Source organism: Nocardioides sp. SR21, from assembly GCF_022761125.1.
Classification (GTDB): domain Bacteria; phylum Actinomycetota; class Actinomycetes; order Propionibacteriales; family Nocardioidaceae; genus Nocardioides.
This window is the reverse complement of sequence record NZ_JAKWJR010000002.1, coordinates 526,205-545,159: the sequence shown is the minus strand read 5'-3', so window position 1 is coordinate 545,159 and position 18,955 is coordinate 526,205. Positions and strand designations below refer to the sequence as shown.

The following is an 18,955-nucleotide window of genomic DNA, read 5'->3' as shown; positions in this document are numbered from 1 at the left end:
GATCGAGCGGCGGACGTCGATCGGGAGGGCGGGGTCGAGGGTGGCGGCCTTCGCCTTCAGGTTCTCGTCCAACGCGACCGCATCGGCCAGATCCATGACCCCGGCGACGGGGACCTGACCGGTCGAGGTCACCTGGCGCCAGTAGAACGTGAAGTGCCGGTGCTCGGCCTCGGCCAGGCGGCGTTGTTCGGCAGCTTGGGGGTCGAACTCGGCACGCGCTGCTTCGACGGTCCGCTCGATCTGGGCGAACGTGCACGTGTGCAGGACCGGCGCCAACGCGCGGTCCACGAACGCCGCCGCATCGACCGGCAGGGACCTGGTCTGCTGGGCGACCTTGCGGGCCTTCCACACCGCGACCTCGCCCGCACCGACCCGTGCCCAGGTGCGCGGGAGCCGGTGCGCCAGCTCGACCGCATCGCCGATGAACACCCGGCCGGCATCCGTGTTCATCCCGACCGCCAGGGCGAACTCCGCGATCGAGAACTCCGCCACCGTCGGCGCCCCGTCACCGGCGACCTCGAGCTCCCGCTCCTCCCAGGACCGCGACGCGTCCACGACGTCGCCCGGGTTCAGTGCCGCCCACTCGAGTGCCTGCACGAGCTGCTCGGCCTCGAGGTCGGCGATCGCCGAACGCGTCGCGCGGGCAGCCGCCAGCACCAGTTCGGTGCGGGTGGTCGTGGTGGCTGCCATACCTCAACCCAAGCAGGGACCACCGACAGTGAGGCCTCGAAAAGCCCGTGGTTGACCGGGATGTGGACACTTTCGAGAAACAGTTCGGTGGTGGCCCCGCACACCCCGTCGACCGCGGGCCGACGTCCTTCCGATAGGCGCGCTCTTCCTGTCCCGGGCGGTCGAGCGCCGGGAGGACGCCGCAGATCCAGCGCAGCGTCACGGCTGCAGGGGTCTCGACAAGCTCGACCACCGATGGCGGGTGGTTTCGAGACAGGCGCGAGCGCGCCTTCCTCAACCACCGCCGACGTTCACCCGTCGAAGTCGAGGACGACCTTCTCGGAGGTGGGGTGGGACTGGCAGGTGAGGACGTAGCCGCGCTCGATCTCGTCGGGCTCCAGGGCCCAGTTGGCGTCCATGGCCACCGTCCCGGAGACGAGGCGGGCGCGGCAGGTGCCGCAGACGCCGCCCTTGCAGGCGAAGGGGAGGTCGGAGCGGACGGACATGGCGGCGTCGAGGACCGGCTGGCCGTCGGGTCGGAGGTCGAAGGACGAGGAGCGCCCGTCGAGGCGGACGGTCACGTGGGCGGCACCGTCGGGGACGTCCAGCGCAGCGACCGGAGCCCGTGGCACGGGATCGGCGTGGAAGAGCTCGGTGTGCACCGCGTCAGCAAGCACGCCGAGCGACAGCAGCGTCGAGCGCAGCTCGACCACGAGCTGCTGCGGGCCGCAGAGGAACCACTGATCCACCGAGTCGGGCGGCACCAGCGCCGACAGGATGCGGGAGAGGCGCGGGCCGTCGAGCCGCCCGGACAGCAGCTCCACCTCCTGCTCCTCGCGCGAGAGCACGTGGATCACCTGGAAGCGAGCGGGATACCTGTCCTTGAGGTCGTGCACCTCGTCGAGGAACATCACCGAGCGGTGCGTGCGGTTCGCGTAGATGAGCGTGACCGTCGAGCCGGGCTCCCCTTCCAGCACCGCGGCGAGGATCGAGAGCACCGGCGTGATGCCGGAGCCGGCCGCGATGGCGACGTACGACCGGGCGGCACTGGGATCCAACGAGACGGTGAAGCGCCCCGCAGGCGTCATCACCTCCAGCGGGTCGCCGACCACGAGGCGCGAGACGACACCCTCGCTGAACGCGCCCCCGGGCAGTCGCTTCACGCCGATGCGCAGGACGCCCGAGGACGGCGAGGTGCAGAGCGAGTACGACCGGCGTACGTCGTCACCGCCTCGGATCGAGAGGTGCTGGCCCGGCAGGAACGTGAACTCGGACGCCAGCTCGGCGGGCACCGAGAACGTCAGCGCCACCGCGTCGTCGGTGAGCTCGTCGATCGCCGCGACCCGCAGCGAGTGGAACGTCGCGGACACTCAGATGGCCTTGAAGTGGTCGAAGGGCTCGCGGCACGCGCGGCACACCCACAGCGACTTGCACGCGGTCGAGCCGAAGCGACTCGACTCGCGGGTGTCGAGCGACCCGCACTGCGGGCACTTCACCGACAGGGCCAGCGCGACGGGACCCGGCGGGGCGACGCCGTACGCCTCCAGCTTGGCCTTGGCCTCCTCGGTCATCCAGTCCGTCGTCCACGCCGGCGACAGCACGAACTCGACGTCGACGCGCTGGTAGCCCGCCTGCGTCAGCGCCTCGACGAGGTCGGCACTGATGGTCTCCATCGCCGGGCAGCCGGAGTACGTCGGCGTGATCTGCACGTGCACGCGTCCCTGGTCGTCCTCGGTGACCTCGCGCAGGATCCCGAGGTCCGCGATCGTGACGACCGGCAGCTCCGGGTCGGGCAGGTCCGCGGCGATCTTCCAGGCGGCGGTCGTCATCACCACGTCGCTCCCGGGTGAGAGCGGTGCAGGTGCTGCATCTCCGCGAGCAGGTAGCCGAGGTGCTCCGTGTGCAGCCCGTGCCGGCCTCCCCCGACGACAGGCGCGACCTCGGGTACGGCGAGCGTCGCCTCGGCCACCACCTGCTCGATCCGGGCCAGCACGGCGGGCCGCAGCTCCGGGGCACCCTCGAACAGCTCGTCGAGGTACGGCCACTCGGCGTCCAGCGCGGCCTGCATCCGGGAGTGCGACTCGTCGGTGCCGTCGCCGAGGCGGATCACCCACTGCGAGGCGTGGTCGAGGTGGTACGCCACCTCCTTGACCGCCTTGCCGGCGATCCCGGCCAGCGTGGCGTCGGAGGACGTCACCAGGGCGGCGTACAGCTCGCGCTGCCAGGCCGAGAACAGCAGCAGCCGCGCCATCGTCACGCCGAAGTCGGTCTGCGGTCGCTCGACCAGCCAGACGTTGCGGAACTCCCGGTCGTCGCGCAGGTAGGCCAGGTCGTCCTCGGTGCGGTCGAGCATCGTGCCGGCGTACGACAGCAGCGACCGTGCCTGCCCGAGCTGGTCGAGCCCGATGTTCGCGAGTGCGAGGTCCTCCTCGAGCTGCGGCGCCCGGCTGATCCACCAGCCCATCCGCTGCGCGGAGACCAAGGCGTCGTCGGCGAGGCCGAGGACGTAGTCGGCAGAGGTCACAGGTGCTCGACCCCCTCGGGCACGTCGTAGAACGTGGGGTGCCGGTAGACCTTGTCCGCGGCGGGCTCGAAGAACGCGTCGCGCTCCCCCGGGTCCGACGCGACGATCTCGGCCGACGGCAGCACCCAGATCGAGACGCCCTCCTGGCGGCGGGTGTAGACGTCGCGCGCGTTGCGCAGCGCCATCTCGGCGTCCGGTGCGTGCAGGGAGCCGACGTGCACGTGCGACAGCCCGCGACGCGAGCGCACGAAGACCTCCCAGAGCGGCCAGTCCCTCATGCCACCGCCTCCGAGGAGCGCTTGGAGGCGTACGCCGACGCGGCCTCACGCACCCAGGCGCCGTCCTCATGGGCCTTGACCCGGTGCGCCATCCGCTCGGCGTTGCAGGGGCCGTTGCCCTTGATGACCTCGAACAGCTCGGTGAAGTCGACGGTGCCGAAGTCGTAGTGGCCGCGCTCCTCGTTCCACCGGATCTCGGGGTCGGGCAGGGTCAGGCCGAGGATCTCGGCCTGCGGAACCGTCATGTCGACGAAGCGCTGCCGGAGGTCGTCGTTCGAGAACCGCTTGATCCCCCACGCCATCGACTGCGCGGAGTTCGGCGAGTCGTCGTCGGGCGGGCCGAACATCATCAGCGACGGCCACCAGTACCGGTCGACGGCGTCCTGCGCCATCGCCTTCTGCGCGGGCGTCCCGTGCGACAGCGTGTGCAGGATCTCGAAACCCTGCCGCTGGTGGAAGGACTCCTCCTTGCAGACCCGCACCATGGCCCGGGCGTACGGGCCGTACGAGCAGCGGCACAGCGGCACCTGGTTCACGATCGCGGCGCCGTCGACCAGCCAGCCGATCGCGCCGACGTCGGCCCAGGTCAGCGTCGGGTAGTTGAAGATCGAGGAGTACTTCTGCCGACCGGTGTGGAGCTGGTCGAGCAGGTCCTCGCGGTCGACACCGAGGGTCTCGGCGGCGGCGTACAGGTAGAGCCCGTGCCCGGCCTCGTCCTGGACCTTGGCCATCAGGATCGCCTTGCGGCGCAGGCTCGGCGCGCGGCTGATCCAGTTCCCCTCCGGCTGCATCCCGATGATCTCGGAGTGCGCGTGCTGGGCGATCTGGCGCACCAGCGTGCGGCGGTACGCGTCGGGCATCTCGTCGCGGGGCTCGACGCGGCCGTCCTCGGCCAGCAGTTCCTCGAAGGGCACACTCGCACGCTACCACCGGTTGTTACAGGTCGACGCACTGTGCGCGGAGATTTGTAACAGTGCGAGGATGCGCCCCATGACTGGACCGAGTGCCGACGTCTCCGTGCGCGTGGCCTGGGCCGACGACGCCCCCGCGATCGCCGACCTGCAGATCCGCGCCTGGCAGGAGATGTACGCCGGCGTCGTACCGGCCGATGCCCTGCCCACCGATGTCGAGGCCGCGGCCGCCGCGTGGCGCCAGTCGTTCCAGTCCCCCCGGGACGCCCGCAACCGGGTCCTCGTCGCGCTCGAGCGCAACCGGGTGGTCGGCTTCGCGATCACGACGCCCGCCTCGGACCCCGACTGCGACCCGGTCGCCGATGCCGAGCTGATGGAGCTCACCGTCGACCCGGCCGAGCGCGGCAAGGGCCACGGGTCGCGGCTGATGCAGGCCGCCGTCGAGACCATGCAGTCCGACCGGTTCTCGCGGGCCGTGCTGTGGGCGATGGCGAGCGACGACGCGCTGCGCGAGTTCCTCACCGGCGCCGGCTGGGCCCCCGACACCGCCCACCGCGAGCTGGACCTCGACGGCGAGGGCACCACGCTGGTCAGGCAGGTCCGCCTCCACACAGCGCTCTCCTAGCCGGCTGCTCTTGAATTCACGGGATCCGGAGTCACAGTTGATCTTGTGATCGGACCACTGCCGAGGCTGCACCGACTGCTCGTCGTCGCTGTCGCGCTCATCGTCGCCATCGCGTCGGGCGCCTGGGTCGCCCACTTCAGCCCCCTCCCCGTCGCGGCCGTCGCCGGCGCCATGTGGGGCTTCTTCGCCGGCATCGTGCTGGCGTACGTCCTCGTCCACGACTTCCACGCCCACCCGCACCCGGTCCGGCTACGCCGCCACTAGCCGCTCCCCTTAACCTCGGGGCGTGACCGACGCGCCGCTTCCCGACCAGGAGCGGCGCGGGATCATCCGCGACAGCCTCGGCGTCGGCGTCGCCACCGGGGCGTACGGCGTCGGCTTCGGCGCGGTGTCGGTGGCCGCCGGGCTCACCGTGTGGCAGACCTGCGCCCTGTCTCTGCTGGTGTTCACGGGCGCGAGCCAGTTCGCGCTCGTCGGCGTGGTCGCGTCCGGTGGCGCACCCCTGGCCGGGGCCCTGTCCGCGATGCTGCTCGGCACCCGGAACACGCTGTACGGCCTGCGTCTCGCGCCGCTGCTCGACTGGCACGGCGCCCGCCGGGCCGCGGCCGCGCACGTCCTCATCGACGAGTCGACCGCGATGTCGGTGACCCGGGAGTCGCGCACCGCCGCCCGGCTCGGGTTCCTCGTCACCGGCGTCTCGATCTTCGTGCTGTGGAACCTCGCCACCCTGGCCGGCGCCCTGGCCGGGAACGCGCTGGGCGACCCGCGGCAGTACGGACTCGACGCCGCCGTCGGCGCGGCCTTCCTCGCGCTGCTGTGGCCGCGGCTGCACAAGCGGAGCAACCAGCTGGTGGCGGCCGCGGCCGCCGCGGTGGCGCTCGGCGTCGTGCCGATCGTGCCGGCCGGCGTACCCGTGCTCGCCGCCGCCGGTGTCGCGCTGCTGGCCGGGGCCCTGATGAAGGAGCCGGCCCGATGATGTGGACCGCGGTGCTGGTCAGCGCGGTCGGCTGCTACCTGCTGAAGCTGGCCGGCCTGTCGGTGCCGTCACGGATCCTGGAGCGACCGCTGGTCGAGCGGGTGGCCGACCTGATCCCGGTCGCCCTGCTGTCCGCGCTGATCGCCGTGCAGGTGTTCTCCCGCGGCCACGAGCTGGTGCTCGACGCGCGCGCCCTGGGACTGGGCGTCGCCGTCGTGCTGCTCCTCCTCCGCGCACCGTTCCTGGTGGTGGTCTTCGGAGCGGCGCTCGCGGCCGCGGGAGCCCGCTACTTCCTCTAGTTGACGCTCACCGCGCTCCACGCGGCCGCGACGGCGCTCTGCTGGGCGCTGCCCGCGCCGTACAGGTCACGAGCGGCGTTCAGCGTCGCGGTGCGCGCGCCGGCGTAGCTGGTGCCCGAGGTCATGTAGACCGTCAGCGCGCGATACCAGATCGCGGCCGCGGCGGTCCGGCCGATGCCGGTGATCGTCGAGCCGTTGCAGGTCGTGCTGTTGTGCGCGACGCCGCCGATCGTCTTCGCGCCCGAGCCCTCGGCGAGCAGGTAGAAGAAGTGGTTGCCGATGCCCGAGGAGTAGTGCACGTCGGCGTTGCCGGCGCCGGAGGTCCAGCAGTTCAGCGAGCTGCCGTCCGAGGCCGGGTTGTCCATCCGGCGCAGACCGACGTGGTTCTTGAGGTCGAACTCCTCGCCGATCAGGTAGTCGCCCGGGTCGTTGGCGTTGTTGGCGTAGAACTCGACCATCGTGCCGAAGATGTCGGACGTCGCCTCGTTGAGGCCGCCGGACTCACCGGAGTAGGTGAGGTTCGCGGAGTTCTCCGTGACGCCGTGCGACATCTCGTGGCCGGCCACGTCGAGCGAGACCAGCGGGCCGTAGTTGACGCCGTCGCCGTCGCCGTACGTCATCTTCGTGCCGTCCCAGAACGCGTTGACGTAGTTCTTGCCGTAGTGGACGCGGTTGTAGGAGCCCGTCCCGTTGCCGAAGATGCCGTTCCGGCCGAACGTGGTCTTGTAGTAGTCCCACGTCATGTTCGTGCCGTACTGCGCGTCGACGCCCGCCGACTCACGGCTGCTCGTCGAGCCGTTGCCGAACGAGGTGTCCGGGCCGCTGAACGTCGTGCCGGTCTTGCAGCCCGCGCCGAAGATCTGGCAGAAGATCGAGTCGGTGCCGTTGTTGAGGTCGGTCGTGTAGGTGTTGCCGCGCGCCGCGTCCTTGAGCTGGTACGTCGACCCCGACTGCGTCAGCTGGAGCGGGACGGTGCCGGAGTACAGCGACTGGCCGGTGCCGTCGACGTTGTGGATCTGCTGCTCGCGGCGGATGACCTTGCCGGTGACGGCGTCGACGTACGTCGCGAGCCGGCTCGGCGTGCCGTCGGCCTGCTTGCCGCCGGTGACGATCTCCCACGCGAGCCGGCCGGCGCCGGAGGTGGCATCGACGACCAGGCGGGTGGACTGCGCCGCGCGCACGACCTTCTCGCTGGCCGCGGCCCTGCTCACCGCAGGCGTGGTGGCGACGCGGACCGCCTCGTCGAGGGTCTCGCTGACGCCCTTGAGGGCGCCCGCGGCGTTCTCGTGGGCGACGAGGTCGCCGCCGAGGACGGGGAGGCCGCGGTAGAGGCGCTCCATCCGCACGTGGGTGGCGCCGTTCGGGTCGGTGATCGTGTCGGTGACCCGGTAGGTGGTGCCGGTGCTGTCGCCGTAGGGGTTGGTGGACGGAGCGGCCCCGCTGCCGGAAGGGGACATCCCGACGACGGTGAGAGCGAGAACCGCCGCCGTGGCGACGCCCGAGATTCTGCGCATGTGCTGGTCCTTCGTGGTGGGAGGGAGGCCCCGAGGCAACGGAGCCATGCCCACCTCAACGACGGCGACCGGTTGCGGCTACCCCCGAATTCCTGCAATGCAGGAACGTGAAGAACCGGAGATCGTGCGGCGGATCAGTCCAGATCGAGGAAGTGCTCCAGGCCGACCGTCAGGCCCGGGTGGTCCGCGATCGCGCGCAGGCCGGCGAGCACGCCCGGGGTGAACGACGCGCGGTCCAGCGAGTCGTGCCGGATCGTGAGCGTCTCCCCCACGCCGCCGAGGATGACCTCCTGGTGGGCGACCAGGCCGCGGACGCGCAGGCCGTGCACGTGGATGCCGTCGACGACCGCGCCGCGCGCGCCGTCCAGCCCCGTGGAGGTCGCGTCGGGAACCGGACCGACACCGGCCTCGCGGCGGGCCGCGGCGATCAGCTCCGCCGTACGCCGTGCGGTGCCGGAGGGGGCGTCCGCCTTGGTCGGGTGGTGCAGCTCGACGACCTCGACCGACTCGTAGAAGGGCGCGGCCGCGGCCGCGAAGCGCATCATCAGGATCGCGCCGATCGAGAAGTTCGGGGCGATGAGCACGCCGGTGCTGGTGGCGTCGGCCAGCCAGCCGCGCAGCGTGTCGAGGCGCGCGTCGTCGAAGCCGGTCGTGCCCACCACCGCGTGGATGCCGTGGTCGATGCAGAACTCGAGGTTGTCCATCACGACGTCGGGGTGGGTGAAGTCCACCACCGCCTGGGCTCCGGCGCTCACCAGGGCGTCGATCTCGTCGCCCGCGTCGATCGCCGCGACCAGCTCGAAGCCCGCCGCTTCCTCCACCGCCCGGCAGACCTCGGACCCGACCTTGCCCCGCGCCCCGAGGACGCCGACTCGCATGTCACTCACGACGGTCAACCTATCTGGCAGTCTTGCCCCATGGCGCTGCAGACCATTCCGCCGAGAATCCGGTGGGCGGTGGACGTGATGGACGTTCAACCCAGTGATCACGTGCTGGAGATCGGGTGCGGGCCTGGAGCCGCCGCCGAGCTGATCTGCCAGAAGCTCGAGACCGGCAAGCTGTTCGCGATCGACCGCTCGGAGTCCGGCGTCGACCGCACCAAGCGGCGCTGCGCGCAGTACGTCGAGGCCGGCCGGCTGACCGTGCGCCAGATCGACCTGGCGACGCTGCGGGTGCCGGTGAAGCGGCTGAACAAGGTCTTCGCGTTCAACGTGAACCTCTTCTGGGTCCGCGAGTGCGCCGAGGAGATCGCGCTGCTGCACGAGCGGGTGGTGCCGGGCGGGGCGGTGTACCTGTTCTACGAGGCCAACCAGCGCGAGCTGGTGCCGAACATCGTGAAGAAGGGCTCGGCGGCGCTCCAGGGGGGCGGCTTCCGGGTCTCGGTGATCGAGCAGAAGGCGCCGGCCGTCGTCGGCCTCATCGGGCGCCGTTAGGCTATTTCCTGAACTTCTCTTGCATTAGGCTATTCCCTAATCTAGCCTCGATGCAGGGAGGAGCCTCATGGACCGCATCGTGCTCACCGTGGACCAGCGCGGCAGCCGCCACGGCGTCGACAAGATCCCGGACGCCCTGGCCGCCCTGGCCGACGTGCCGCTCCTGCTGGCGTTCGAGCGCACCGTCGGCGACGAGTTCCAGGGCGTCCTCGACGACCCCGAGGCGCTCCCCCGCGTCGTCGAGACGCTGCTGCGCGACGGCGAGTGGAACATCGGCATCGGGGTGGGCGCGGTCGACGAGCCCCTGCCGGACCACGCCCGCGCCGGTCGCGGCCAGGCCTACCTGCAGGCGCGCGACGCGGTCACCGCGGCCAAGAGCAGCCCGTGGCGGCTCCGGGTCTGCGGCGAGCACCCGGCCGCCCGCGCCCTCGAGACCACGCTGTGGCTGTGGGCCGCGGTGCTCGCGCGGCGTACTCCCGGAGGGTGGGAGGTCGCCGACCTCGTCGAGCGCGAGGGACTGCCGTACGTCGAGGTCGCGCAGCGGCTCGGGATCGGGCAGTCTGCCGTCAGCCAGCGCGCACAGGCCGCGGGGATCGTCGAGGGGCGGCGCGCCCGCGAGCTGGCCACCGACCTGACTCGCTGCCTGCTCGGGAGGGACGACTAGTGGTTGCGGAGAACTGGGGCGCGCTGACGCTCGTGCTGCTGGGCTTCGGCGTACTCGCCGGACTGGCCGCCTGGGCCTCACCCAGCGCCCGCCGGGTGTTCGCGCCGGCCTCGCTGCTCATGCTCGTCGCCGCCGCGGTCGTCGCGGCCGCGCCCGACCCGGTCGTGGTCGACGACGACGCGACGGTCGCGCTCATCGCGCTGGCCGGCACGCTCGCCGTCGCCGGTGGCGGCCCGCTCGCCGCCCTCGTCTTCGATCTCGTCGACCGCCGCGAGGCCGCCGGCGAGACCATGCGCGAGGCGGGCCACGTGCTGCGCGGCGGCGCCTGGATCGGCGGTCTCGAGCGGATCGCCGTGTACGCCGCGATCGTCGCCTCCTGGCCCGAGGGCCTGGCGATCGTGCTCGGCGTGAAGAGCCTGGCCCGCTACCCCGAGCTGCGCACGCCCGGCACCGCCGAGCGGTTCATCATCGGCACGTTCGTCAGCGTGCTGTGGGCCGCGGGCTGCGCCGGGGTCGTGCTCCTCGTCCGCTAGTCGCGGCGGACCCGGATCGTCGGGCTGACGTCGGACTGGCAACCGGCCTTGCCGCCGACCTTGGCGAAGAAGCGACCCTCGGTGCCGGTGTTGCCGGTCGACCAGACGTACTGGCCGCCCTGGAGGTCGGTGGTGTCGGTCGCGAACAGGTGCGGCTCGCCGCGGACGAGCTTGAAGACCTTCACGGTCCGGTCGGCGGCGCACTGGGCCGGGCGCGGGCTCTTCACGACGCCGGACATGTCGGTGCCCTCGGCGGTGATGGTCACGGTGACGTCGGCCTTCGGCGCTGCGGCGTCGGCGACGGACATCCCCGGCACGACGGCCAGTGAGGCGGCGGAGAGCGCGATGGCGATCGGCTTGGCGAGCATGGTGTTCCTTTCCCGAGACGGACCTCGTCCCTCGCGAGCACAGGAGCTCGAGGTCCCCCACTGGATACATCCGCGTCGCTACGCTGACGCGGTGCCGACCACCACCCGACGTGCGCGCATCGCCCGCCGCCGCAAGCGCCGGATCGACAGCGTCGTCAACGACCTCACCCCCGCGCAGTGGACCGAGATCCAGGCCGCGTGGGGCGGCGGGTGCGCCTACTGCGGCCGCACCGACCAGGCGCTGCAGCGCGACTGCGTGCTGGCCATCTCGCGCGGCGGGCGGTACACCCTCGACAACGTCGTACCGGCCTGCCGCTCGTGCAACACCAGCAAGTGCAACGACGAGGTGACCGGCTGGATGCGGCGCAAGCGGCTCGACGAGCGGGCGTTCCTCGAGCGCTACGTCGAGGTACGTCGGCGGCTCCTGCCAGGCTGACCCCGTGGGTGGATGCACGATCGCGGACTTCTTCGAGCTGGCCGACCAGCTGCCTGACGTGAGCAGGACCGACCACGAGCGGTACTGGCGGATGGCGGTCGCGACCCGGACGTGGGGCTACCTGTGGGAGCCGACCCGGACGGTCGGGCTGAAGCAGACGATCGCGGAGCAGCTCGCGCTGGTGGCCGAGCGGCCGGAGGTGTTCGAGGTGCAGTTCACCGTGGGCGGGTTCGGCTGGGTCGTCGTGCACCTGGAGGGCGTGGCGCGCGACGAGCTCGCGGAGCTGACGTTCGAGGCCTGGCGGCTGACCGCTACTGCCGTGCTCGTCCACGAGCGCGGCGAACGACTCCCGAGATGAGGCGTATCAGAATGCAACCTTCTCGGTCCTGGATGCGTATGACCAGCATGCGAAAGATCAACGCCGCCGCCGTCGCCCTGTCGACCGCCGCCCTCACCCTCAGCCTCTCCGGCGCGGCCCACGCCGCCCAGTACGCGATCGACGACCCCGACGACACCAGCCACGGCTCGGACGTCCTGTCGATGACGGTCCGCAACGGGAAGACCAACGTCAACGTCATCACCGTCCACGACGACCTGCGCCGCAGCCCCTCGTCGGGCTCGGGCGGCTCGATCTACATCGACACCGTCAAGAGCGACAAGGGACCGGAGTACGTCTTCGTCGGCGGCTTCTTCGAGGGCACCGACTACACCCTCCTCGAGACCGAGGGCTTCTCCCAGAAGAGCTACGGGGAGCCGGTCGAGAACGGCGACTACATCATGCGGATCAACTACGAGACCGACACGGTCCGGGTCCGGATGTCGCGCGCCGCGCTCGGCAACCCGGACGCCGTCCGCGTGGTGATGCGAGCCGGCGGCCCCAGCGGTGCCGTCGACTGGGTCAGCAAGAAGCGGGTCTTCTCGCCCTGGATCGCGCGCGGCTGACCTGGGTCAGGCCGGCCCGACGACCGCGAGGATCTCGGGCCGGTTGAACACCAGGGCCGCGACCTCGCGGACCTCCTCCACGGTCACGGCGTCGATGCGGCGGATGACCTCGTCGATGCTCAGCAGCTCGTCGTGAACGAGCTCGGCCTTGCCGAGGCGCGACATCCGCGAGCCGGAGTCCTCGAGGCCCAGCACCAGGCCGCCGCGGAGCATGCCCTTGCCCCGGGCCAGCTCCTCGGCGGTGATGCCGGACTGCGCGACCTTGGCGAGCTCCTCGCGCACGACGGCGAGCACGTCCTCGAGCTTCGAGGGGAGGCAGCCGACGGACACCCCCACCAGGCCGGAGTCGGCGTGGTGGGAGGCGAACGAGAAGACGGAGTACGCCAGGCCGCGGTGCTCGCGGACCTCCTGGAACAGCCGGCTCGACGTACCGCCGCCGAGCGCGGTGTTCAGGACGCCGAGCGCGAAGCGGCGGTCGTCGTCGCGGACCAGTCCCTCCATGCCGAGCACCAGGTTGACCTGCTCGAACGGGCGGGTCGCGGCGATCAGACCGGGCGTCACGCGCCTGCGCGACCCCCGCCGCGACGGGATCGGCGCGGCCTCGCCGGAGAGCCAGTCGTTGCGGGCGAAAGACTTCTTGACCTGCTTGACCAGCGTGGCGTGGTCGACGTTGCCGGCGGCCGCGATCACGAGGTTCGCCGGCCGGTAGTGGCGCCGGTAGAACCGGACGATCTGCGCGCGGGTCAGGGCGCCGATCGACGCGACGGTGCCGGCGATCGGGCGACCCAGGGGCGAGTCGCCCCAGGCCTGCTCCGCGAAGAGGTTGTGCACGACGTCGTCCGGGTCGTCGTCGTGCATCGCGATCTCGTCGAGGATCACGTCGCGCTCGGCCTCGACGTCCTCGGCGAGGATCGTGGAGGCGGTGATCATGTCGCCGAGGACGTCCACCGCGAGCGGTAGGTCCTCGTCGAGGACCCGCGCGTGGAAGCAGGTGTACTCCTTCGCGGTGAACGCGTTGAACTCACCACCGACCGCGTCGAGCGCGATCGAGATGTCCAGAGCCGACCGCTCCGTGGTGCCCTTGAACAGCAGGTGCTCGAGGAAGTGCGAGGCGCCGTGCAGCGCCGGCGACTCGTCGCGCGAGCCGACGCCGACCCACACACCGATGCTGGCCGAGCGGACCCCGGCCTGCTGCTCGGTGATGATGCGCAGCCCCGAGGGCAGCACCGTACGGCGCACCCGCGAGGTGACCTGGCCGTCGGGGTCCTTGGTCGTCTGCAGGGTGCGCGTTCCCGGAGAAGGCGACGACCCGCCCGGCGTGGCCGGGCGGGTCGTCGCGGGTGAAGCCTTGGTCACTCCGAGTCGTCCGAGCCCTCGGCGTCGGAGGACTCGTCGCCCTCGACGACCGGGACCAGCGACAGCTTGCCGCGGTCGTCGATCTCGGCGATCTGGACCTGGACCTTCTGGCCCACGGCCAGGACGTCCTCGACGGCGTCGACGCGCTTGCCACCGGCCAGCGAGCGCAGCTTGCTGATGTGCAGCAGGCCGTCCTTGCCCGGCATGAGCGACACGAACGCACCGAAGTTGGTGGTCTTCACGACCGTGCCGAGGTAGCGCTCGCCGATCTCCGGCATCGTCGGGTTCGCGATCGCGTTGACGGCGTCCTTGGCAGCCTGGGCCGCCTCGCCGTTCGTGGCACCGATGTAGATGGTGCCGTCGTCCTCGATCGAGATCGACGCGCCGGTGTCGTCCTGGATCTGGTTGATGATCTTGCCCTTCGGACCGATCACCTCGCCGATCTTGTCGACCGGGATCTTGATGGTGATGATCCGCGGGGCGTGGATCGACATCTCCTCGGGCTCGTCGATGGCCTCGGCCATGACGTCGAGGATCGCGATACGGGCGTCCTTGGCCTGGGTCAGCGCCGCAGCGAGGACCTCGGCCGGGATGCCGTCGAGCTTGGTGTCGAGCTGCAGGGCCGTGACGAAGTCACGGGTGCCGGCGACCTTGAAGTCCATGTCGCCGAACGCGTCCTCGGCGCCGAGGATGTCGGTCAGCGCGACGTACTGCGTCTCGCCGTCGATCTCGCCGGAGACGAGGCCCATCGCGATGCCCGCGACGGACGCCTTCAGCGGAACGCCGGCCTGGAGCAGCGCCAGGGTCGAGGCGCAGACCGAGCCCATCGACGTCGAGCCGTTGGAGCCCATCGCCTCGGAGAGCTGACGGATCGCGTAGGGGAACTCCTCGCGGTCCGGGAGCACCGGCAGGATCGCGCGGCGCGCGAGCGCACCGTGGCCGACCTCGCGACGCTTCGGCGAGCCGACGCGGCCGGTCTCGCCGGTCGAGAACGGCGGGAAGATGTACTTGTGCATGTAGCGCCGGTGCTTCTCCGGCGACAGCGTGTCGAGCTGCTGCTCCATCTTCAGCATGTCCAGCGTGGTGACACCCAGGATCTGGGTCTCGCCGCGCTCGAACAGCGCCGAGCCGTGGACGCGCGGCAGCACGCCGACCTCGGCGTGCAGCGGCCGGATGTCGGCCAGGCCGCGGCCGTCGATGCGGACCTTGTCGCGCAGGATGCTCTCGCGCACGACCGTCTTGTTCACGGAGCGGAACGCCGCGCCGATCTCCTTCTCGCGACCCTCGAACTGCGCGCCGAGCGAGCTCAGGACGGAGTCCTTGAGCTCGTCGGTGCGGTCGTTGCGCTCGGTCTTGTCCGCGATCTTCATCGCGGCGGCGAGGTCGGCCTTGACGGCGGACTCGACGGCGGCGTAGACGTCGTCCTCGTAGTCGAGGAAGACCGGGAAGTCCTGGACCGGCTTGGCGGCGACGTTCGCGAGCTCCTGCTGCGCCTGGCACAGCTGCTTGATGAACGGCTTGGCGGCGTCGAGACCGCCGGCGACGACCTCCTCGGTCGGCGCCTGGGCACCGTTCTGGACCTTGCCGAAGCTGGTCTCGGTCGCCTCGGCCTCGACCATCATGATCGCGACGTCGCCGGTGTCGGTGACGCGACCCGCGACCACCATGTCGAAGACCGCGTCCTCGAGCTGGGTGTGGGTCGGGAACGCGACCCACTGGCCCTCGATGAGCGCGACGCGGACGCCGCCGACCGGGCCGGAGAACGGCAGGCCGGAGAGCTGAGTGGAGAGCGACGCGGCGTTGATCGCGAGCACGTCGTAGGGGTGGTCCGGGTTGAGCGCCATCACGGTGATGACGACCTGGACCTCGTTGCGCAGGCCCTTCTTGAACGTCGGGCGCAGCGGACGGTCGATCAGGCGGCAGGCCAGGATCGCGTCCTCGCCCGGGCGACCCTCGGAACGGAAGAACGAGCCGGGGATCTTGCCCGCGGCGTACATCCGCTCCTCGACGTCGATCGTCAGAGGGAAGAAGTCGAAGTGGTCCTTGGGGGTCTTGCCGGCCGTGGTGGCCGACAGGAGCATGGTGTCGTCGTCGAGGTAGGCGGTCACCGCACCGGCGGCCTGCCGGGCCAGCAGCCCGGTCTCGAACTTGATGGTGCGGGTGCCGAACTTGCCGTTGTCGAGGACGGCCTCGACGGCAGAGATGACGGGTTCAGTCAAGGGTTTGTCCCTGTTCTGCTCGCGGAGCGATCCCCCGGTGTCCCGCGGGCCGCGAGGGCCGGTCTTCGATCGAGGCCCGCAGATCCGGAGGCCCACCGAGTGGGGCCGAGATGCTGAGAGCCACTACCGAGGACCGAGCCAGAACGGGCGGGTCGCTCCTGTGGTGGTTTTCAGTTGTTGAATCTAGCGCTGTCGCGCTTCCCAGAGAAACGGGAAGGGCCCACCGAAGTGGGCCCTTCCGATTTCAGCGACGGAGGCCGAGACGCTCGACGATCGAGCGGTAGCGCTCGATCTCGGTCTTCTGCAGGTAGTTCAGCAGACGACGGCGCTGGCCGACGAGAAGCAGCAGGCCACGACGGCTGTGGTGGTCGTGCTTGTGCTGCTTGAGGTGCTCCGTGAGGTGAGCGATGCGGTGGCTCAGCAGCGCGATCTGCACCTCGGGCGAGCCGGTGTCGCCCTCGGTCGTGCCGTACTCAGCGATGATCTTCTTCTTGGTCTCCGCGTCGGTACCGATCGACATGCGGGCTCCTTCCGGCCCTCTCGGGCAACTCGTTGCGCGGCGCGCCGGGGCCTGTTCACCCGGGCACTCTGGTTCCGCGGCCGTTGGACGGCGGTCGTCGCCCCTGGAGGCAACCTGAGAACTCTAGCGCGCAGCCGCTCCGCCCACCGAATCCGCATGTGATGATCGGGCGGTGGTACGACGTCTCGGAACTCTCGTCCTCGGCCTCACGCTCGGGCTCCTCACGCTCACGGTAGCTCCCGCGCAGGCCGAGCAGCGCCCCTGGGCGCAGCTGGTCCCGGAGCGGACCACCCAGGTCGTGCGCACGATCTCCAGCCGTGAGCACTGCCGCCAGGTGTGGTGCACGGTCACCCAGGCGTGGGAGAAGGACGCCGACGGCCGCTGGACGAAGAGGCGGGAGTTCCGCTCGACGATCGGCAGCAACGGCTGGGGCAAGGAGCGCGAGGGCGACCGCCGCTCGCCGAACGGCGTCTTCGAGATCAAGACGACGTTCACGACCACGTCGAGCAACCCCGGCGAGATGCGCTGGAAGCAGCGGCGCGCGACGTCGATCGTGTCGAGCAGCGCCGGTTCCACCTACAACACCTGGCTCGAGGTGCGCGGCGTCACGAGCGGCGACCGCCCGTCGATGCGCTCGGGCTGGGTCCTGGACTTCAACAACGTGCGGCTCCGCCGCGGCGCGGGGCCGGCACCCGTCCAGGGCGCCGGGAGCGGGATCTTCTACCACACCTCGAAGCCCGGACACCCGTGGTCGCCGACCGCCGGGTGCACCCAGGTCGGCAACGCCAGGCAGATGCGCTGGCTGCTCACCTGGCTGGACCCAGCGGCGAAGCCGCGGGTCGTGCAGAACCGCTAGAAGTCGCTCACGCCGAAGTTCTTCAAGCCGGCGCACTGACCCTTGAGGACGCCCGGCGACTCGGCCGAGATGTCACGGACCTCGGGCCGGCGCGTGTTGCCGGCGCAGTAGACGCTGCCCTCGATGAGGCTCAGGCCGACGATCTCGACCTTCCCGGTGCTGTGGAGGACGTAGTAGGCGCTCTCCACCGGCGCGTCCCGCAGGACGACGTCGCCACCGCCGTCGAACAGGAAGTCGGCGGGCTGGACCGGCGTGCCGCCGGACGAGCCGCCACGCACCTCGACCCGGTCGAACTCGTGCGCGCTGATGCCGTCGTCGAAGTGGGTGTCCCGGGCGACCAGGGTGGCGTACCGGGACACCGTCACGCGGCCCTCGACCGTGACACCCTCCAGCGTGCAGGTCTTCTTGCGGGCGACCAGGAGGTCACCCTCGATCTCGATGTCGCGCACCGTGCCGTCGCACTTCGTGGCCGACGACGCGGCCCGCGCCTGCTCGGGCCCGGCGTCGTCGGAGCCGCTGCAGCCCGCGAGCAGGAGCACCACCACCATCAGGATCGTTGCGCGCATCCACGGCGTGTACCCGCGGGCGCCGTACCTCACACGACGGTGACCGGGTGCTTCACCACCGCGTCGAAGAAGTAGCCGTTGTCGTTGAACGGCGTCTCGAGAGGCTGCACGCGGCCCTTCGAGTCGGTCGCCCGGGCCATCAGGACGTACTGACCCGCTCTCGGCCGGTTCCAGGAGTACGACCACTGCGTCCACCCGTGCTGCTTGGGGCGGCGCTCGATCCGGGCGCGCGTCCAGGTCGCGCCTCCGTCGACGCTCACGTCGACCTTGACCACCGGGCCCGCGCCGCTCCACGAGCGGCCGGTGAGCAGGTGGTCGTGGCCCACGTCGAGACCGGCGCCCCACGGCAGCTCCCAGGCCGAGCGGACCGGGTTGACCGTGAGCGGCGGCGAGTCGGCCGGGTAGGACGGACCGGTCATCCGGTACCACTTCGTGTTCCACGGCGAGGTCAGCTCGGTGAGCGACACCTCCAGCGAGCCGAGCCACTTGATGCTCGCGATGCCGACCCAGCCGGGCAGCACGAGCCGCAGCGGGTAGCCGTGGTCGGGGAGCAGTGCGGCGCCGTTCGCCGACCAGGCGAGCAGCGCGTCGTCGAGCGCCTTGCTGACCGGGAACGGCCGGCGTACCGGGCCGTAGTCCACTCCCCCGGTCGAGTACGGCGCGTCGAGCCCGGTCGCCTGGATGGAGACCGCCGCAGGGTTGATCCCGATCCTCTTGAGCACGTCACGCAGCCGGACGCCCTCCCACTCCACGGTCCCGACCGCGCCGAGCGTCCAGGCGGTGCCCGAGGCCGGGGTGCCCTGCTGGGCGCTGAAGAAGCTGCGCCCGTTGCCGGTGCACTCGTGGGTGGTGACGAGCTTCGTGCGCGGCAGCTTCTTGAGGTCCTTGAGCGTCAGGACGACCGGGGCGTCGGCCGTGCGCGCCGTGCTCAGCCCGTCGCCGTACACCTTCAACGCGTACGACGACGCGTCGATCGTCGGCGTCGCGGTGTGGTTGCGCACGAACAGGTGGGACTGCCGGGTCAGGTAGTCGCCGGGGCGCACCGACTCCCACTTCATCTCGGCATTGGTGCCGTAGTCGACGAACCAGGACGCCGGCAGCCCCTTGAGGATCGCCGGGGCGCCGGCGATGGCCCGCCCGAGGGGTGCCAGGCCGGTGGCGGCGATCCCACCGAGGACGGCGGCGGTGCGGAGGAGGGTGCGGCGACTGGTGTCCATGTCGCGCACATTAACTCTAGTGACTTTGTGGAGTAAAGGATGTCGGCCC

24 protein-coding genes and 1 pseudogene are annotated in these 18,955 nt (G+C 70.9%); 11 read left to right on the top strand and 14 right to left on the bottom strand.

Annotated features, from left to right (window positions below):
• The 6 genes and pseudogenes from MJ604_RS05965 to paaA form a co-directional block, all read right to left on the bottom strand.
• A pseudogene (locus MJ604_RS05965) lies at positions 1-690 on the bottom strand (DUF222 domain-containing protein); the annotation flags it as partial.
• Positions 691-980: 290 nt separating this feature from the next.
• On the bottom strand, positions 981-2,039 hold the full coding sequence (gene paaE, locus MJ604_RS05960; protein ID WP_243057373.1) for a 1,2-phenylacetyl-CoA epoxidase subunit PaaE: 1,059 nt from the start codon (positions 2,037-2,039) through the stop codon (positions 981-983).
• Positions 2,040-2,498 (bottom strand): 1,2-phenylacetyl-CoA epoxidase subunit PaaD, encoded by a 459-nt coding sequence (gene paaD, locus MJ604_RS05955; RefSeq protein ID WP_243057372.1) that lies wholly within the window; start codon positions 2,496-2,498, stop codon positions 2,040-2,042. It abuts the gene before it with no gap.
• Entirely contained in the window at positions 2,498-3,193 is a 696-nt protein-coding gene (paaC, locus tag MJ604_RS05950) for a 1,2-phenylacetyl-CoA epoxidase subunit PaaC (RefSeq protein ID WP_243057371.1), read from the bottom strand. Before paaC ends, paaD begins: the two co-directional genes overlap by 1 nt.
• Complete coding sequence (paaB, locus tag MJ604_RS05945; RefSeq protein WP_243057370.1) at positions 3,190-3,471, bottom strand: 1,2-phenylacetyl-CoA epoxidase subunit PaaB; 282 nt, start codon at positions 3,469-3,471, stop codon at positions 3,190-3,192. The genes paaC and paaB overlap by 4 nt, the downstream gene beginning before the upstream one ends.
• Positions 3,468-4,385 (bottom strand): 1,2-phenylacetyl-CoA epoxidase subunit PaaA, encoded by a 918-nt coding sequence (paaA, locus tag MJ604_RS05940; protein WP_243057369.1) that lies wholly within the window; start codon positions 4,383-4,385, stop codon positions 3,468-3,470. Before paaA ends, paaB begins: the two co-directional genes overlap by 4 nt.
• Positions 4,386-4,461: 76 nt before the next feature.
• On the opposite strand from paaA, the gene MJ604_RS05935 reads away from it, so the two are divergent.
• Genes MJ604_RS05935 through MJ604_RS05920 form a run of 4 tightly spaced genes read left to right on the top strand, consistent with a single transcriptional unit; the run spans position 4,462 to position 6,282 of the window.
• Positions 4,462-5,007 carry a GNAT family N-acetyltransferase gene (locus MJ604_RS05935; protein ID WP_243057368.1) on the top strand — a complete coding sequence of 182 codons (546 nt, stop codon included), beginning with the start codon at positions 4,462-4,464 and terminating at the stop codon, positions 5,005-5,007.
• A 45-nt stretch (positions 5,008-5,052) separates the two neighbouring features.
• On the top strand, positions 5,053-5,271 hold the full coding sequence (locus MJ604_RS05930) for a hypothetical protein (protein ID WP_243057367.1): 219 nt from the start codon (positions 5,053-5,055) through the stop codon (positions 5,269-5,271).
• A 22-nt stretch (positions 5,272-5,293) separates the two neighbouring features.
• Positions 5,294-5,983 (top strand): AzlC family ABC transporter permease, encoded by a 690-nt coding sequence (locus MJ604_RS05925; protein ID WP_243057366.1) that lies wholly within the window; start codon positions 5,294-5,296, stop codon positions 5,981-5,983.
• Positions 5,980-6,282, top strand: a complete 303-nt coding sequence (locus tag MJ604_RS05920) for an AzlD domain-containing protein (protein WP_243057365.1) — start codon at positions 5,980-5,982, stop codon at positions 6,280-6,282. The genes MJ604_RS05925 and MJ604_RS05920 overlap by 4 nt, the downstream gene beginning before the upstream one ends.
• Here the strand turns inward: MJ604_RS05920 and MJ604_RS05915 are convergent.
• Positions 6,279-7,796 (bottom strand): M4 family metallopeptidase, encoded by a 1,518-nt coding sequence (locus MJ604_RS05915; protein ID WP_279235396.1) that lies wholly within the window; start codon positions 7,794-7,796, stop codon positions 6,279-6,281. The two genes, MJ604_RS05920 and MJ604_RS05915, sit on opposite strands and share 4 nt — an antisense overlap.
• Positions 7,797-7,930: 134 nt before the next feature.
• Positions 7,931-8,674: a 4-hydroxy-tetrahydrodipicolinate reductase gene (gene dapB, locus MJ604_RS05905; protein WP_243057394.1), complete on the bottom strand. Its 744-nt coding sequence runs from the start codon at positions 8,672-8,674 to the stop codon at positions 7,931-7,933.
• A 39-nt stretch (positions 8,675-8,713) separates the two neighbouring features.
• Between dapB and MJ604_RS05900 the strand changes: the two genes are divergently transcribed.
• The 3 genes from MJ604_RS05900 to MJ604_RS05890 all read left to right on the top strand — a co-directional run bounded on the left by MJ604_RS05900 (position 8,714) and on the right by MJ604_RS05890 (position 10,426).
• Positions 8,714-9,229 carry a trans-aconitate 2-methyltransferase gene (locus tag MJ604_RS05900; RefSeq protein WP_243057363.1) on the top strand — a complete coding sequence of 172 codons (516 nt, stop codon included), beginning with the start codon at positions 8,714-8,716 and terminating at the stop codon, positions 9,227-9,229.
• Positions 9,230-9,296: 67 nt separating this feature from the next.
• Positions 9,297-9,893, top strand: a complete 597-nt coding sequence (locus MJ604_RS05895) for a SatD family protein (protein ID WP_243057362.1) — start codon at positions 9,297-9,299, stop codon at positions 9,891-9,893.
• Positions 9,894-10,012: 119 nt separating this feature from the next.
• Positions 10,013-10,426, top strand: coding sequence for a hypothetical protein (locus MJ604_RS05890; RefSeq protein WP_374458333.1), 414 nt, complete (start codon positions 10,013-10,015; stop codon positions 10,424-10,426).
• On the opposite strand, the gene MJ604_RS05885 is transcribed toward MJ604_RS05890, so the two are convergent.
• The gene (locus MJ604_RS05885; protein ID WP_243057360.1) at positions 10,423-10,794 is read right to left on the bottom strand and encodes a hypothetical protein; all 372 of its coding nucleotides are present in this window, start codon (positions 10,792-10,794) and stop codon (positions 10,423-10,425) included. The genes MJ604_RS05890 and MJ604_RS05885 overlap by 4 nt on opposite strands.
• A gap of 91 nt (positions 10,795-10,885) precedes the next feature.
• Between MJ604_RS05885 and MJ604_RS05880 the strand changes: the two genes are divergently transcribed.
• The 3 genes from MJ604_RS05880 to MJ604_RS05870 are packed head-to-tail and all read left to right on the top strand — an operon-like array spanning position 10,886 to position 12,172.
• Positions 10,886-11,230, top strand: coding sequence for an HNH endonuclease (locus MJ604_RS05880; protein ID WP_243057359.1), 345 nt, complete (start codon positions 10,886-10,888; stop codon positions 11,228-11,230).
• Positions 11,231-11,234: 4 nt separating this feature from the next.
• Complete coding sequence (locus MJ604_RS05875) at positions 11,235-11,588, top strand: MmcQ/YjbR family DNA-binding protein (RefSeq protein ID WP_243057358.1); 354 nt, start codon at positions 11,235-11,237, stop codon at positions 11,586-11,588.
• A 38-nt stretch (positions 11,589-11,626) separates the two neighbouring features.
• The gene (locus MJ604_RS05870; protein WP_243057357.1) at positions 11,627-12,172 is read left to right on the top strand and encodes a hypothetical protein; all 546 of its coding nucleotides are present in this window, start codon (positions 11,627-11,629) and stop codon (positions 12,170-12,172) included.
• 6 nt (positions 12,173-12,178) lie between these two features.
• Here MJ604_RS05870 and MJ604_RS05865 read toward each other — a convergent pair whose 3' ends face one another.
• From MJ604_RS05865 to rpsO, 3 genes are all read right to left on the bottom strand, one after another.
• Positions 12,179-13,528 carry a pitrilysin family protein gene (locus tag MJ604_RS05865; RefSeq protein ID WP_243057356.1) on the bottom strand — a complete coding sequence of 450 codons (1,350 nt, stop codon included), beginning with the start codon at positions 13,526-13,528 and terminating at the stop codon, positions 12,179-12,181.
• Positions 13,525-15,747, bottom strand: a complete 2,223-nt coding sequence (locus MJ604_RS05860; RefSeq protein ID WP_243057355.1) for a polyribonucleotide nucleotidyltransferase — start codon at positions 15,745-15,747, stop codon at positions 13,525-13,527. Before MJ604_RS05860 ends, MJ604_RS05865 begins: the two co-directional genes overlap by 4 nt.
• 244 nt (positions 15,748-15,991) lie before the next feature.
• Positions 15,992-16,267: a 30S ribosomal protein S15 gene (rpsO, locus tag MJ604_RS05855; RefSeq protein ID WP_279235394.1), complete on the bottom strand. Its 276-nt coding sequence runs from the start codon at positions 16,265-16,267 to the stop codon at positions 15,992-15,994.
• Positions 16,268-16,439: 172 nt separating this feature from the next.
• On the opposite strand from rpsO, the gene MJ604_RS05850 reads away from it, so the two are divergent.
• Positions 16,440-17,123, top strand: coding sequence for a L,D-transpeptidase family protein (locus MJ604_RS05850; RefSeq protein WP_243057354.1), 684 nt, complete (start codon positions 16,440-16,442; stop codon positions 17,121-17,123).
• Here the strand turns inward: MJ604_RS05850 and MJ604_RS05845 are convergent.
• Positions 17,120-17,689, bottom strand: a complete 570-nt coding sequence (locus MJ604_RS05845) for a hypothetical protein (RefSeq protein ID WP_243057353.1) — start codon at positions 17,687-17,689, stop codon at positions 17,120-17,122. The two genes, MJ604_RS05850 and MJ604_RS05845, sit on opposite strands and share 4 nt — an antisense overlap.
• 29 nt (positions 17,690-17,718) lie before the next feature.
• Positions 17,719-18,906 (bottom strand): sulfite oxidase, encoded by a 1,188-nt coding sequence (locus MJ604_RS05840; protein ID WP_243057352.1) that lies wholly within the window; start codon positions 18,904-18,906, stop codon positions 17,719-17,721.
• Between the last annotated feature and the right edge of the window lie 49 nt (positions 18,907-18,955).

Coding starts and splice junctions, on each gene's coding strand:
- MJ604_RS05895 (WP_243057362.1), top strand. CDS start 9,297: ATGGACCGCATCGTGCTCACCGTGGACCAGCGCGGCAGCCGCCACGGC.
- MJ604_RS05920 (WP_243057365.1), top strand. CDS start 5,980: ATGATGTGGACCGCGGTGCTGGTCAGCGCGGTCGGCTGCTACCTGCTG.
- rpsO (WP_279235394.1), bottom strand. CDS start 16,267: ATGTCGATCGGTACCGACGCGGAGACCAAGAAGAAGATCATCGCTGAG.
- MJ604_RS05935 (WP_243057368.1), top strand. CDS start 4,462: ATGACTGGACCGAGTGCCGACGTCTCCGTGCGCGTGGCCTGGGCCGAC.
- MJ604_RS05900 (WP_243057363.1), top strand. CDS start 8,714: ATGGCGCTGCAGACCATTCCGCCGAGAATCCGGTGGGCGGTGGACGTG.
- paaD (WP_243057372.1), bottom strand. CDS start 2,498: ATGACGACCGCCGCCTGGAAGATCGCCGCGGACCTGCCCGACCCGGAG.
- MJ604_RS05890 (WP_374458333.1), top strand. CDS start 10,013: ATGCTCGTCGCCGCCGCGGTCGTCGCGGCCGCGCCCGACCCGGTCGTG.
- paaB (WP_243057370.1), bottom strand. CDS start 3,471: ATGAGGGACTGGCCGCTCTGGGAGGTCTTCGTGCGCTCGCGTCGCGGG.
- MJ604_RS05870 (WP_243057357.1), top strand. CDS start 11,627: ATGACCAGCATGCGAAAGATCAACGCCGCCGCCGTCGCCCTGTCGACC.
- dapB (WP_243057394.1), bottom strand. CDS start 8,674: ATGCGAGTCGGCGTCCTCGGGGCGCGGGGCAAGGTCGGGTCCGAGGTC.
- MJ604_RS05885 (WP_243057360.1), bottom strand. CDS start 10,794: ATGCTCGCCAAGCCGATCGCCATCGCGCTCTCCGCCGCCTCACTGGCC.
- MJ604_RS05840 (WP_243057352.1), bottom strand. CDS start 18,906: ATGGACACCAGTCGCCGCACCCTCCTCCGCACCGCCGCCGTCCTCGGT.
- MJ604_RS05915 (WP_279235396.1), bottom strand. CDS start 7,796: ATGCGCAGAATCTCGGGCGTCGCCACGGCGGCGGTTCTCGCTCTCACC.
- MJ604_RS05845 (WP_243057353.1), bottom strand. CDS start 17,689: ATGCGCGCAACGATCCTGATGGTGGTGGTGCTCCTGCTCGCGGGCTGC.